This window comes from Massilia sp. PWRC2, from assembly GCF_049896725.1.
GTDB lineage: Bacteria > Pseudomonadota > Gammaproteobacteria > Burkholderiales > Burkholderiaceae_D > JAFCUW01.
Genome location: NZ_JAFCUW010000009.1, coordinates 237,242 through 250,980, shown reverse-complemented (window position 1 = coordinate 250,980; position 13,739 = coordinate 237,242). Strand labels below are relative to the sequence as shown.

11 protein-coding genes are annotated in these 13,739 nt (G+C 62.7%); 7 read left to right on the top strand and 4 right to left on the bottom strand.

Translation table 11 applies throughout. The annotated features are described in order from the left end of the window. Both ACP7BZ_RS18280 and rpsJ read left to right on the top strand, forming a co-directional pair. The coding region (locus ACP7BZ_RS18280; RefSeq protein ID WP_426115750.1) for an EF-Tu/IF-2/RF-3 family GTPase at positions 1-444 on the top strand (444 nt) is incomplete at its 5' end. Positions 445-575: 131 nt separating this feature from the next. Continuing rightward, positions 576-893, top strand: coding sequence for a 30S ribosomal protein S10 (gene rpsJ / locus ACP7BZ_RS18275; RefSeq protein ID WP_010394389.1), 318 nt, complete (start codon positions 576-578; stop codon positions 891-893). 118 nt (positions 894-1,011) lie between these two features. Here rpsJ and ACP7BZ_RS18270 read toward each other — a convergent pair whose 3' ends face one another. From ACP7BZ_RS18270 to ACP7BZ_RS18255, 4 genes are all read right to left on the bottom strand, one after another. Continuing rightward, on the bottom strand, positions 1,012-2,418 hold the full coding sequence (locus tag ACP7BZ_RS18270; RefSeq protein WP_426115748.1) for a methyl-accepting chemotaxis protein: 1,407 nt from the start codon (positions 2,416-2,418) through the stop codon (positions 1,012-1,014). 57 nt (positions 2,419-2,475) lie between these two features. After that, complete coding sequence (locus ACP7BZ_RS18265) at positions 2,476-3,024, bottom strand: hypothetical protein (protein WP_426115746.1); 549 nt, start codon at positions 3,022-3,024, stop codon at positions 2,476-2,478. Between the two features lie 709 nt (positions 3,025-3,733). Continuing rightward, positions 3,734-4,126, bottom strand: a complete 393-nt coding sequence (locus ACP7BZ_RS18260; RefSeq protein ID WP_426115745.1) for a GFA family protein — start codon at positions 4,124-4,126, stop codon at positions 3,734-3,736. Positions 4,127-4,188: 62 nt separating this feature from the next. Next, a complete protein-coding gene (locus ACP7BZ_RS18255) occupies positions 4,189-5,514 on the bottom strand; it encodes an amidohydrolase (RefSeq protein ID WP_426115743.1) in 1,326 nt (441 codons plus the stop codon). A gap of 253 nt (positions 5,515-5,767) precedes the next feature. Here ACP7BZ_RS18255 and ACP7BZ_RS18250 point away from each other — a divergent pair, with 253 nt between their 5' ends. From ACP7BZ_RS18250 to ACP7BZ_RS18230, 5 genes are all read left to right on the top strand, one after another. After that, a complete protein-coding gene (locus tag ACP7BZ_RS18250) occupies positions 5,768-8,032 on the top strand; it encodes a PAS domain S-box protein (protein WP_426115741.1) in 2,265 nt (754 codons plus the stop codon). Further along, positions 8,029-8,682, top strand: a complete 654-nt coding sequence (locus ACP7BZ_RS18245) for a response regulator (RefSeq protein ID WP_426115739.1) — start codon at positions 8,029-8,031, stop codon at positions 8,680-8,682. Before ACP7BZ_RS18250 ends, ACP7BZ_RS18245 begins: the two co-directional genes overlap by 4 nt. A gap of 148 nt (positions 8,683-8,830) precedes the next feature. Continuing rightward, entirely contained in the window at positions 8,831-9,958 is a 1,128-nt protein-coding gene (locus ACP7BZ_RS18240) for a sensor histidine kinase (protein WP_426115737.1), read from the top strand. Continuing rightward, positions 9,955-12,084 carry a putative bifunctional diguanylate cyclase/phosphodiesterase gene (locus tag ACP7BZ_RS18235; RefSeq protein ID WP_426115735.1) on the top strand — a complete coding sequence of 710 codons (2,130 nt, stop codon included), beginning with the start codon at positions 9,955-9,957 and terminating at the stop codon, positions 12,082-12,084. The genes ACP7BZ_RS18240 and ACP7BZ_RS18235 overlap by 4 nt, the downstream gene beginning before the upstream one ends. Further along, positions 12,077-13,660 carry a methyl-accepting chemotaxis protein gene (locus ACP7BZ_RS18230; protein WP_426115733.1) on the top strand — a complete coding sequence of 528 codons (1,584 nt, stop codon included), beginning with the start codon at positions 12,077-12,079 and terminating at the stop codon, positions 13,658-13,660. The genes ACP7BZ_RS18235 and ACP7BZ_RS18230 overlap by 8 nt, the downstream gene beginning before the upstream one ends. Positions 13,661-13,739: the final 79 nt, after the last annotated feature.

Genomic DNA, 13,739 nt, shown 5'->3' with positions numbered 1-13,739 from the left:
GTCAAAACGACTTGCACCGGCGTCGAAATGTTCCGTAAGTTGCTCGACCAGGGTATGGCCGGCGACAACGTCGGTCTGCTGCTGCGCGGCACCAAGCGGGAAGACGTCGAGCGCGGTCAGGTTCTTGCTAAGCCGAACTCGATCAAGCCACACAACCATTTCACCGGTGAGATCTACGTCCTGTCGAAAGACGAAGGCGGCCGTCACACCCCGTTCTTCAACAACTACCGTCCGCAGTTCTACTTCCGTACCACGGACGTAACCGGTTCGATCGAGTTGCCAGCGGACAAAGAAATGGTCATGCCAGGCGACAACGTGTCGATCACCGTCAAGCTGATCAACCCGATCGCCATGGAAGAAGGCCTGCGCTTCGCTATCCGTGAAGGCGGTCGTACCGTCGGCGCCGGCGTGGTTGCTAAAATTCTGAGCGAAGCGTCGAAGTAATTCGTTGTTGTAATCAAGTCGCTCAGTAAAAAGGCAGGGGCCTCACGGTCTCTGCCTTTGTTTTCATCGTATAATCTTGCTCCCATATATTGCCATTCGTTAAGGATGGTTCGCTCTTTAGAGGAAATATCATGTCCGCACCAAACCAGAAAATCCGCATTCGCCTGAAAGCATTCGACTACAAGCTGATCGACCAGTCGGCCCTGGAAATCGTCGAAACCGCCAAGCGCACCGGCGCCGTCGTCAAGGGCCCGGTGCCACTGCCAACGCGCATCCAGCGTTTTGACGTGCTGCGTTCCCCGCACGTCAACAAGACCTCGCGCGACCAGTTCGAGATCCGTACCCACCAGCGCCTGATGGACATCGTCGATCCAACCGACAAAACGGTTGATGCACTGATGAAGCTGGACCTGCCAGCGGGCGTGGACGTCGAAATCAAGCTGCAATAATGGTGTCAGCGCCGCGTACGTCGCGGCGCACACAGAAACAGTCGGGGCCCAGTGGTTCGCAGATCATCGCGAACCACTGGGCCCCGTTTTTATTGGTGGCCGCTGGAGCGTGCAGTTTTTAGCTGACTTTGAACTTGCCGATTTCGTCGAGCAAATTGTCGGCCTGCCCGGTCAGTTCAGCGCACGCGGTCGAGGTGTGCTCGACCAGCGCGGCATTGCTCTGCGTATTGTGATCGAGCTCGGTGATGGCGGTGGCCACCTGCGCCACGCCGCTGGCCTGCTCCTTCGAGGCGGTCGAGATTTCGGCAAGGTAGGTGCTGATGCGGCGGGCGTTGTCGACCATGGTCGCCATGGTGGCGCCCGCTTGCGAGACCACCTCGGCGCCGCCGCGGATATCCCGTACGCTGTCGGCAATCAATTTCTTGATTTCGGCGGCAGCCGTCGCGCTGCGGTGGGCAAGGGTGCGCACCTCGCTGGCGACGACGGCAAAACCGCGGCCTGCTTCGCCTGCACGGGCCGCTTCGACGGCGGCATTGAGCGCCAGGATATTGGTTTGGAACGCAATCCCATCGATCACCCCGATGATCTCGCTGACGCTGGTCGACGAGGCGTGGATGCCCTCCATGGTGCTGACCACGCCGGCAATCACGGCGCCGCCCACTTCGGCCACCCGCGCATTGTCGGTGGCAAAGGTGGCGGCCGCTGTTGCCAGCTCGGCGTTGGTGCCCACCGTGGCACCGATTTCCTCCATGGCAGCAGCCTGCTGCTCCAACGCGGCGGCAGCAGCGGCGGTGCGCTCCGACAAATCGATGCTGTCGGCGGCGATGCTTTCACTGGTGACATGCAGGCTGTGGGCAGAGGCACGCACCGTGTGCACCAGCTGGTGCAGCGATTCGTAGGCCACGCGCAGGTCGGTGATGACGGCGGCGGCTTCGTCTTTGCCCCACGGCAGCGATGGTGCGCGCCGCAAATCGCCGCGCGCCATTTCCTGCAAGTGTTTGCGGATTAAGCCGAGGCCGCCATTGGTGACCAGATAAAAGGTGAAGAAGAAGTAGGCTGCGCCCAGTAAGGCCAGCGCCAGCACGACCAGCAAAATATTGCGGTCCGCTTGCATCGCATGCACGCGCGCATTAATCAGTGCTTCGAGTTCATTCATCAGGCGCGTGGCCATGGCGTACTGGCTGTCGATGGCGCTGTCGGCCTGATCGGTGTACTCGCGCTGGGCCTGGGGCGTCCACTGCGGGGTGCCCAGCAGCTGCTTGCGCACGGTGCCGAAAAACGCGCCACTGGCGCGCTGCGGCGGCGCCAGGTCGAGCCGCTGCAACAGACCGGCGCCATCGTCCTTGAGCTTGGCGAGGCCGCCAGCCATATTCGCGGCTTGAAATTCTGCAACGGCGATCAGTTCACTGGTGCCACTTTGTTGTGCCGCAGTCAGGGCGCCAGCCTGGTGGGCGGCAGCGCCGGTGGCGCGCAGCTGCGCCGCCGTTTCGACGATGTCGGGAATGCGGGCAAATGCCGAATCCATCAGATAAAAGGTGGCGATCTCGGGGTCGAGGGTGAGGTTGGAATTGTCGGTGACCGTTTACAGCAGCGCAATGAGGGTTTTAATGTGGGCCGTGTGGGCGGCGAACACGGCCTCGGCCTCGGTGCCGGCGCCGTTCTTGATGCGGGCGCGGGCGGCCAGCACGGCGTCGTAGGCGCTGGCGGTGTCGAGGGTGGCGCCGAGCGCCTGGTTGACACTGGCCAGCTGCGCATAGCCTGCATCGAGCGCTTCCACCGACGCGCTCGCTGCCGGGCCGGTGGCTTCGCGGCGCAGCCGCTGGGCCAGGCCGATCAAAGGATAAATTGCCCGGTTGTATTGCACGCCCAGCACTTCGCGCTGTGAGAAGCCGATATCATCGGCTGTGCGGACCAGGTGGGCGCGGCACAACATGGCGATCGGCAGCAGGAACAGGGCGCAGATCAACAGCGCCTTCGAGCGAAAGCCAATGCGGCGCATGATGACCACCCCCATGGTCCAGACCCCATGCACGTGAAAGGCGCTGGCACCAGCCGGCTCGCTCGACGGCGGTGGCGATGGCGTCAAGGATTGTTGCAGCGCGCTGCTCAGTGGCGCCGGATGGGTGGTCAAGATACGTACTCCTAAAGGTTGACAAGCTGGGCGCCGGCGGGACAGCGCGGCCCCTGTTCACGGTCAGTGCCGTGATGACGCGCTGCTTGGGCGGATTTGGATATTTCTTTAGATGAAATATTTGCTGTAAAAAATAGTGTTTTTTAGAAATATACTGACGTACTTACACGTGCATGGCTTCGAAACGCAATAGTCAATTGGTCGAAGTCATTGTCAGTAAATTATATTCGTAAAATTTCATTTGAACATTTTTTAACAGAGGAATGAGCCGTTAACAGCGTCTTACACATATTGCTTGTTGTTAATTTGTCGGCGTCGTTTGAAATTGACTTTTTGTAAAACCTCACCTGTTGTCATGCCGGGCGCATCCTTCAAGCCGGCCGTCTTTGCCACGTGCAAGGCCAGCCTCTGCGGGGTTACCCCGCGGGATGTTGAGTGGTTGGTATTTCATCGCATGAGCGTCGCCGCGTTGCACGCGAGTGTGCTCACGCATCACAAGACTTGTTGAAGGCCCTGCGCCCCTTTCCAGCCCATGCATCCGCACCAGCTGACCGCACTGGCGCTGGCCGATACCATGCTCGCTGGCGCGGCCACGCATGCTGCCCTGGCGGCGGCCTGCTGCCGGGTGTTCGATACGCCGATGCCAGCGCGCAGCGCGCGCGGCACACACGGCAGGTGGCGCCTGGCTGCATCACCCCGTCGCCGGCTGTTACTCGAAGTGCACGGCATCGGCCGGCGCCACCACCCAGCCGTGCATGCGCGACTCGTAGGCCGACACATTGGGCGCGGGAAAATTCGGGTCGGCAAAGGTGCCGACCGGTATGGCGATGCTGTCATCCATGCCGTCGGTGAGGTAATACACGCAGACGCCGCACTGGGGACAGAAATGGAAATGGCTGTGCGAGCCGGCGTCGCCCACCCGGGTGTAGACGCTCGCCGGCCCGGCCACCAGCACATCACGGCGTAGAAATCGGGCCTGCTGGGCAAACGGGCCGCCCGTGCGGCGCTGGCAGGCCAGACAATGGCAAATTGACACCCGCACCGGCTCGCCGTCGACCTGCGCCGTCAGCTGACCGCAACTGCAACTGGCAAACCGTTTCATCGTCACTCCTTCGCCTGCAGGCTACCAGGGCAGCGGCGCTGCGCTGGTAGCTGCGCACTCTATCAGCGGGACGGCGCCATCAGGTCGAGCAGGATGGCCGTTTCCGCCTTGATGGTGTTGGTCACAGTGGGCTTGAAGTCGGGTGCCCATTGGGGCGAATGGGTGCCCGGCAGCGGCTGGCCGGCCTTGATGGCCGCTTGCAGGCGGGCCGGATCGACCGCGCCCACGTGCAGCAAAATGGCTTTGACGCCCGGCTGCAGGCCATACTGGGAAAAATCTTCCGAAGTCATCTTGGGCGGCATTTCCTTGACGAACTCGGGGCCCACCGCACCCTGCAGCGTCTTGACCATGCGTGCCATCAGCTCGGGATCATTGTAGACCGAATCGGTACCCGGTTTGACCTCGACCAGCGGCACCTTGGGGGCGCCGGCGGCCAGTGCTTCTCCCTTGACTTCGCGGGCGATGCTGGCCAGTACGCGCTGGCGCACTTCCGGCTTGAAGGTGCGTACCGACAGCGACAGCGTGACCTGGTCGGGGATGATGTTGGCCTGGGTACCGCCATGAATGCTGCCGACGGTGATCACCGCCGGATCGATCGGATTGTTTTCGCGCGATACCAGTGTTTGCAGGGCCAGCACGATGCGCGCCGCCATCACGATGGGATCGCGCGTTTCGTGCGGCACCGCGCCGTGGCCGCCCTGGCCATACACGGTGATATTGACGACGTCGGACGACGCCCGAAACGCTCCCGCGTGATACATGATGGTGCCCGACGGCCCGCTGGCGTCGTCATGCATCGACAGCGCGTAGTCGGGTTTGGGGAAGCGCTGGAACAGGCCATCCTTGAGCATGGCTGCAGCGCCGGCGACGGTTTCTTCAGACGGCTGGCCGATCAGCATCAGGGTGCCGCTCCACGCCTTGCGGTTATCCGCCATCAGCTTGGCGGTGCCGTACCAGGCCGACATGTGCAGGTCGTGGCCGCAGGCGTGCGCTACCGGCACCATGTCGCCGGCGCTATTTTTGGTGGTGACGGTGCTGGCGAACGCCAGGCTGGTTTTTTCCAGCACCGGCAGGGCATCCATCTCCGTGCGCAGCATCACGGTCGGGCCGGGGCCATTGCGCAGGATGGCCACCACGCCGGTGCCGCCGACGCCGGTACTCACCTCGTAGCCGAGCTCTTTGGCCAGTTTGGCCAGCGTGGCAGCGGTCTGCACTTCACTAAAGCCGAGCTCGGGATTGCGGTGCAGTTGCTGGTACAGCGTTTCGATCGCCGGGTAGTTGGCGGCCAGCTGCGTTGCAAACGGCGCCGGCAGCGGGGCCGCACTGGCACTGCCGGCAAGGACGCCGGCCAGGATCAGACTGTTGACGGGGAGACGGGCTGGCTTCATGGGAGTGCGTCCTTGATGGTGGAATGACGGTGCCGGATGACACGCAATGTGGGGGTGCCATTAGCGTACCAGATTGTTTGCGTCGAAGATTCTTTGCGTCAACTTGAACGGCGGCCGGCGCCGCTGCACATTGCCATCGTCCGCAGGGCAAACTAGGGCACAATGCGATGATGAAACGTCTCTCCTATGATTTGACATTTGACCTGCCGCCGATTGGCGGGCGGGCCGGTATGCCTCTTTTGCCAGGCGGCCAATGATGCAGGGGGGCGCCACGATTGTGATGATTGGCGCCGTCTCTGGCGCGCGCGCGCAGATCAGGGCCATCCTGCAGCAGGACGGCCATACACTGGCCGATGTCGATGCGGGCGACGGCGCCGCTGCCGCCATCGTCCGGCAGGGCGGCGACCTGGTGGTGATCGAGATGTCGAACGGGCCGCGCGGCCGTGCGCTGGTGCGGTCGATCAAGTCGGCGCTCGCCACCCGGCACCTGCCGGTGCTGGTGCTGCATGCGCCAGGCAGCCGGCGTGCCCGCCTGGCGGCACTGGCCGCCGGCGCCGACGCGGTAATGACCGCCTGCGATGGCGCCGAACTGCGGCTCAATGTGCGCAACCTGCTGCGCCTGGCCGGCAGCGGTCGCCGGCCGCTGGCCGCCTCCGCGGGCATGCAAATGACCAATGATGCGATGGAAGTGGCGATCATCGATGCGCTGCCGGCCAACATCGGTCTGATTGACCGCAGTGGCACGCTGTTGTCGGTGAACAAGGCGTGGCGCGGCTTCGCCGACGCCAATGGCATGCCGGCGTCGAGTCAGTTTGGCATCGGCAGCAATTACCTCGCGCTGTGCGAGGGCGACGGCTGCCGGCCCGGCGACAGCGGCAACCATGTGGGAACCGGGATCCGCCAGGTATTGAGTGGCAGCATCGACCATTTTTCGATGGAATACCCGTGTCAGGCGCCAGACGGTGAACGCTGGTTCCTGATGACCGTGTCACCGCTGGGCGAGGGGCCAGAGGGGGCCATCGTCATGCACGTGGACGTCACGCAGAAGCATTTGACCAAGCAGTCGCTGCACGACAGCAATATGCAATTTGGCCAGATGGCGGACAATATTCGCGACATTTTTTTCCTGCTCGACGTCGCCCGTTGGCGCGTGCTCTACGTCAGCCCCGCCTACGACGACATCGTTGGCCGCCCGCGCGCCGGTTTGGGCGAGCGTCCCGAAGCCTGGCTCGATGTTATCGTGCCCGAACACCGGGGACGCGTCGCCGCCGAGTACGCCGCCCACTTGGCCCGGACCGACCAGCCGTTTGAATGTGCGTTCCAGATCAGACGGCCCGATCAACAGGTGCGCTGGTTGTCGATGAAGCTGTTCCAGATCCGCGAAGTGGGTGGTGCCGTTACCCGCATGGCAGGGATTGCCCAGGACATCACTGAAAGCAAGATGGCGATCCGCAAGTTGCGCGAGAGCGAACGGCGCTTTCTCGAGTTACTCAACAACACCAGCATGCTGGCAGTCATGCTCGACCTCGATGCGCAAATAACGTTTTGTAATAGTGCCCTGCTCAATTTAATGGGCTTGCATGACGCCCAGGTGGTCGGCGCAAACTGGTTCGATGTGTTCATGGCCTCCGCCCCTGCCGCGAGCAGGGCGAATTTTCTGGCCCGCCTGGCGCAGGGCGCGGGCGCGTCGCGTTATGAGGATGAGGTCGTCAAGCGGAATGGTGAGCGCCGCCTGATTTGCTGGAACACGTCGGTGCTACACGATATCGATGGCCGTGTCATCGGCACGGCCAGTATCGGCGAAGACATCACCGAGCAGAAAGCCTCCGAGTTGAAAATCCTCAAACTCAATGCCAACCTGGAGAAAATGTCCGGGCAGTTATTGCAGGCGCAGGAGCAGGAGCGCATCAGCCTGGCGCGTGAATTGCATGATGAACTGGGCCAGCACCTGGCGCTGCTGAAAATCGATTTGTTCCACCTGCGCGGCTCCCTGCACGATGCGCCCGCCCTGGCGCTGTGGGACAAGACCGATGCGGCGGTGGTCACCCTGATCGCCCAGATCAGGGCCATCTCGGTGTCGCTGCGTCCTCCAACGCTGGACTACCTGGGCCTGGAATCGGCGTTGCGGCAATTGCTCGAACGGCAGTTTGCCAGCGGTGCCTGCCGCTACGTGTTTGAATACGCGGGCTTGCCGGCCAGGCTGGCGCCGCCGGTCGAGATCGCGATCTATCGGATTGTCCAGGAAAGCACCACCAATATCATGCGCCATGCCCATGCCAGCAGCGTGGTGGTGGAATTGAACGGCGGCGAATCGGGCCGCGAACTCGAATCGCTGGTGCGTGACAATGGCGTCGGCTTTGAACGGGGCGGCGCCGGCATCGATGCGCACGACGGCAGCGGCAATGGCCTGCGCGGCATGCAGGAGCGCGTCAAGCTGCTGGGCGGCCGCTTCGACGTCGTCTCGTCGACGACGGGCGGCACCCGCATCGCCGTGGCCCTGTCGCTGGAGCCAGCATGACGCCAAGGGCAACGATCCTGCTGGTCGACGACCATGTGCTGGTGCGTGCGGGCATCCGCAGCCTGATCGACCAGTTACACGACTTTTGCGTGGTTGCCGAAGCGTCCGATCCGGCAGCGGCCATGCGCGTGCTGGCGCAGGTGGTGCCCGACATTGTCTTGACCGACATCGCAATGGGACCGTATAGCGGCCTCGACCTTGTGCGTGACTTGAAGCGGCAGTTTCCGCAGGTGGCGACGATCATCCTGAGCATGCACGCGTCCGAAGAAATGGTCACCGAGGCCTTGCGCCAGGGCGCCTCGGCCTATCTGCTGAAAGAATCGGCACCGGTGGAGCTTGAAATTGCGCTCAATGCCGTGGTGCGTCACGAAACGTATCTCAGTCCGGCGGTGTCGACCAAGATGATCGATCGCTTCGTGCGCGCCCCCGCCGCCGATACCGGCAATTTCCCGGCACTGACGGCGCGCCAGTCGCAGATCCTCAAGATGATTGTCATGCGCAAGGGCACCAAGGAAATCGCCTTTGAGCTCGACCTGAGCGAGAAGACCGTGGCGGCCCATCGCTCCCAGCTGATGGAGCGGCTGGGCGTGCGCGATGTCGTCAGCCTGGTCTTGCTGGCTGTCAAACATGGGGTGGGCGGCGCCGACTAGCCGGCAGCCACCTTTCCAAGAAATTCTCTCGTTGTTCCCGGGGATATTTCTTGGTTCTTCTGGGCAATAAAAGGTAATACTCGGTTGGTATTCTGGTGGCGTCCCTGCTGCCGCTATCGGCCCCCAAACCTTGTCCCGAGAATTTCCCTTGAATAATCTGCGCAGCTATTTTTCCTCGGAAAATTTTATGCCGCATGGCCATTGCTACATGTGGGAGCCTGTGCTGTTGTGGTTGCATGTCATTTCCGATTCCCTGATCGCCATGGCGTATTTCACCATCCCGCTTACGCTGATCGTGTTCGTCCGCCGGCGCAAGGACTTGCAGTTTCACTGGATGTTCCTGTGTTTTGCCATCTTCATCCTGGCCTGCGGCGCCAGCCACGTGATCGAGGTGTGGACCGTCTGGTATCCCGACTACTGGCTCTCTGGGGCGGTCAAGGCGATCACGGCGCTGGCGTCGATTCCGACCGCTTTTTTGCTGATGAAGCTGCTGCCGTTCGCGCTCGCCCTGCCCAGTCCGGCCGCACTGGCGGCCAGCAATGAACAGTTACGCCTGGAAATCGATGACCGTATCCGCGCCGAAAACATGCTCAGTCAAAAAAATGCCGAGCTGAACGGCCTGAACGATGAACTGAAGGCTTTCAGCTACTCGGTCTCGCATGATTTACGGGGCCCGCTGCGCAGCATGGACGGCTTTTCGCTGGCGCTGCTGGAAGACCACGCCAGCCAGCTCGACGCCGAAGGGCAGGACGCGCTGCAGCGCATTCGGCTGGCCAGCGAGCGCATGGGCAAACTCATCGATGACCTGCTGCGCCTGTCGGAGGTGGGACGGGCGGCCTTGTGCAGCCGGCCGGTCGACCTGAGCCAGCTGTGCACGGCGATCGCCGCCCGCCTCGACGCTGAACATCCCCAGCGCCAGGTGCGCTGGGAAATTGCGCCGCAAGTATGCATGGACGGCGACCGCGCGCTGCTGCAGATCATGATGCAAAACCTGCTCGAAAATGCCTGGAAGTTTACCGGTAAGACCACCGCCGCCGTGATCCGCTTTGGCGCCACGGTGGAACAGGGAAAAACCGTCTACTTTGTCGCCGACAACGGCGCCGGCTTCGACCGCATGTACATGGAAAAAATGTTCGATGCCTTCCAGCGCCTGCATGCGGCGGCCAGGGCGCCACCTTTTACTTTTGCGCATCGCCGGGGCAGCATGCGCAGCCGCTGTAAGGCCGCGCTGGTGATGCCTGGCGATGCCAGCTGCGCTGCCTGGACCACGGCATGAGCGGCGCGCTGCGCGTCCTGCTGGTCGAAGACTGCGAAGACGACGCCCTGCTGGTGTTGCGCGCGCTGCGCCGCGGCGGTTTCGAGCTCAGCTGGCAGCGCGTGCATGACCGGGCCGCACTGATGGCGGCGCTGGCGCAGCCATGGGATGTGGTGCTGTCCGATTTCTCGATCCTCGGCTTCAGTGGCATGGAAGCGCTGCTCATTTGCAAGGCGGTGCAGTCCGACCTGCCGTTCATTCTGGTCTCCGGCACGGTAGGCGAAGAAATGGCCGTGGCCCTGATGAAAGCGGGGGCCAACGATTACGTCATGAAACACAACCTGTCGCGGCTGGCCCCCGCCCTCCAGCGTGAACTGGACGACGCCGCCGCGCGCGCCAGCCTGCGGCGCGCCGAGCTGGCGCTCATCGATAGTGAAAAGCGCTTTCATGCATTCATGGATGCGGGCCCGTTCATGGCGTCGATTCGCAACCAGGATGGCCATTACCTGTACACCAACAAGGGCTGGGACAGCGCGCTGTGCGCTGATGCCGCCTCGCGCGTCGGACCGCTCGACGCCCTGTCGCCGGATCAGTTGATGGCAGCGGTCGTGGTGAACGACCAGGCCATCATGGCCAGCGCGCGCGCGCACGAGACGATCCAGGAATTTCACCTGACCCCAGCCTCGGTGGCTTACCGCAAGAACATCCGCTTTCCCTTCATCGGCTCGGCCGGCCAACATTTGCTTGGTGAACTGTCGACCGATGTGACGGCCCTGAAGCAATCGGAGGAAACCATCCGCCGGCTCGCCTTCCTCGATCCGCTCACCGAGCTGCCGAACCGGCGCCTGATGCAGGACCGGCTCAGCCACGCGCTGGCGCTAACCGCGCGCAGTGGCCAGCATGGTGCCCTGTTGTTCCTCGATCTCGATCACTTTAAAACCCTCAACGATACCCATGGTCATGATGCGGGCGACCAGATCCTCAAGCTCATTGCCGCGCGCCTGAGCGGCGCCATGCGCAGCCAGGATACGGTGGCGCGCAGCGGCGGCGATGAATTCGTCATCATCCTCGAGAAGCTCAGCTGTGATGTCGATCTGGCCGCGCGCGAAGTCGTGGCGATCGGCCAGATGATTCTGCGCCTGATCAGCGCGCCGTATGAGCACGACGGGGTATCGCACCGGATGTCGGCCAGTATTGGCGTGGTCCTGTTTTGCGGTACTGCGCACTCGCCGGACGAGCTGATGCAGCACGCCGACATTGCCTTGTACAGCGCCAAGGCGGCCGGGCGCAACCTGCAGCGCATTTTTGACCCGGCCATGCAGGAGCGCATCGCCGTCCACAGCGCACAGATGGAGGATCTGCGCCTGGCCATGGAGCAGCACAGCTTCGTGCTGCACTACCAGCCTCAGGTCGACGCTGGCGGCGTCCTCACCGGTGTCGAAGCGCTGCTGCGCATGCAGCACCCCAGCAAGGGCCTGGTGATGCCGGATGCCTTTATTGGCCTGGCCGAGGAATCAGGTCTGATTGTCGAGCTGGGCTACTGGACGCTGGAAACAGCCTGCGCCCAGCTGCAGCAGTGGTCGATGGCGCCGGCCAGTGCGCAGCTGACGATTGCCGTCAATGTCAGCGCGCGCCAGTTCAGCGACGGCGATTTTGTCGCCCGCGTGCTGCAGATCGTCGAGCGCAGCGGCATCGATCCGACCCTGCTCATTCTTGAGCTGACGGAAAGCCTGCTGCTCGAGGAAGTCGATCGCACCGTCGACAAGATGGCGGCGTTGCGGCGCTGCGGCATGCGGATGTCGCTGGACGATTTCGGCATGGGCTTTTCCTCGCTGTCGTATCTGAAACTGCTGCCCCTGTACGAAATCAAGATCGACCGCGGCTTTGTCAAACACCTTATCAGCGACGCCAACGATGCCGTCATCGTCAGCGCCATCATTGCGCTGGCCGCCGGCTTCGGCTTGAGCGTGATTGCCGAAGGCGTCGAGACGGCCGCGCAACTGGCCTACCTGAAGAGCCAAGGCTGTCAGCGCTTCCAGGGCTACCTGTTCGGCCGTCCGCTGCCAGTGGCGCTGCTCGATCTGCCGGTGCTGGCAAGCCCCCCCTCACCATTTCCATTGACCAAAACGGACCAATACCATGCGTAACCTCACCATCAGGGCCAGATTAATACTGTCGTACAGCTTGCTTGGAGGAATTTTTGTGCTGTTTTGCCTCTTGTTCCTGCACTCTCTGCAAGCCGCCAACGATAGCTTCGACCATTACGTCAACGGTATTATTGCGCGCCAGAATGCCGCCCATGACGTCAGGGAGGCGGTCGACCTGCGGGCGATTGCCGCGCGCAACCTGGTGCTGGTGACGTCGGCGCCCGATCTGGCCGAGGAAAAAGCCGTCGTCATCCAGGCCCACCAGGAAGTGGGTAACAGCTTGCGGCGCCTGCAAGGATTGGCGGAAGCAAACGATACTTCCAGCGAGGCGCGCGCCATGATCGCTGCCATCGCCGGCATTGAAGCGGCGTATGCACCGGTGGCCATGAAGATCGTCGAGCTTGCGTTGAGCGATCAAAAAGACGCCGCCATTGCCATGATGAACCAGCAGTGCCGTCCGCTGCTGGCCTCGCTGGTCAGGGCGACGCGTCTTTATGCAGACTGGAACGACCGAAGCAGCGCCCAGATCGTTGCCCAAGCCAGTGCCGAGTTCGTCGGGCAGCGCAACACCATGGCGGCGGCCTGCCTTGCGGTACTGGCCTTACTGCTGTTGGCAGGGATCTTTATTACCCGCTCGATCCTGGCGCCGATCGCCCAGGCGGTCGAGATTGCTAAGACGGTGGCCCAGGGGAACCTCAGTTCGCCCATCAACGTGACGGCGCGCGACGAGACCGGGCAGTTGCTGCGCGCCTTGAGTGCAATGCAGGGCAGCCTGGTCAGCGTGGTTGAAAAAGTGCGCGAAGGCAGCGAATTGGTGGCCTCTGCCAGTATTCAGATTGCGCAGGGCAATATGGATCTGAGCGGCCGCACGGAAGCCCAGGCCAGTGCGCTCGAGCAAACGGCGGCGTCGATGGAGGAGCTCAACGCCACCGTCAAACAGAATGCCGGCAATGCGCACGAGGCCGACCAGCTGGCGCAGCGCGCCGCCGGCGTTGCCGTCATAGGCGGGCAGGTGGTGGCGCAAGCGGTCGATACCATGAAACAGATCAGCGATTCGAGCAGGCAAATTGCCGACATCATCGGAGTGATCGACGGCATTGCATTTCAGACCAATATTCTCGCCCTGAATGCGGCCGTCGAAGCGGCCCGGGCCGGCGAGCAGGGGCGCGGTTTTGCGGTCGTGGCGACCGAAGTGCGCAACCTGGCGCAGCGCTCGGCCGCCGCCGCCAGGCAAATCAAGACCTTGATCACCGACAGCGTCGAGCGGGTCGAGCAGGGTACGGCGCTGGTCGGCAAGGCCGGCACCACCATGGGTGACGTCGTCGTCGCCATCGAACGGGTGACTCGCATCATGGCCGAGATCAGTGCCGCCAGCGCCGAACAGAGTACCGGCGTCGAACAGGTGAGCCACGCCGTCACTGCGATGGACGAAAACACCCAGCAAAACGCGGCGCTGGTCGAACAGATGGCCGCGGCGGCGACCGGCCTGCAAGGCGAGGCAAGCGCGCTGGTCACTGCGGTGGCGGTGTTTCAGATCGGCCGCCCGGCCAGCGCCCGGCGGCTGGCGCTCGCTTAGGCCCTGTGCTGACCATTGATGGGTTTTCGCAAACAAAGCTTGCATATAGTCCAGCCGTTATTTACAATGCGTCCCCTCA

Coding starts and splice junctions, on each gene's coding strand:
- rpsJ (WP_010394389.1), top strand. CDS start 576: ATGTCCGCACCAAACCAGAAAATCCGCATTCGCCTGAAAGCATTCGAC.
- ACP7BZ_RS18270 (WP_426115748.1), bottom strand. CDS start 2,418: ATGGATTCGGCATTTGCCCGCATTCCCGACATCGTCGAAACGGCGGCG.
- ACP7BZ_RS18260 (WP_426115745.1), bottom strand. CDS start 4,126: ATGAAACGGTTTGCCAGTTGCAGTTGCGGTCAGCTGACGGCGCAGGTC.
- ACP7BZ_RS18255 (WP_426115743.1), bottom strand. CDS start 5,514: ATGAAGCCAGCCCGTCTCCCCGTCAACAGTCTGATCCTGGCCGGCGTC.
- ACP7BZ_RS18250 (WP_426115741.1), top strand. CDS start 5,768: ATGATGCAGGGGGGCGCCACGATTGTGATGATTGGCGCCGTCTCTGGC.
- ACP7BZ_RS18245 (WP_426115739.1), top strand. CDS start 8,029: ATGACGCCAAGGGCAACGATCCTGCTGGTCGACGACCATGTGCTGGTG.
- ACP7BZ_RS18235 (WP_426115735.1), top strand. CDS start 9,955: ATGAGCGGCGCGCTGCGCGTCCTGCTGGTCGAAGACTGCGAAGACGAC.
- ACP7BZ_RS18230 (WP_426115733.1), top strand. CDS start 12,077: ATGCGTAACCTCACCATCAGGGCCAGATTAATACTGTCGTACAGCTTG.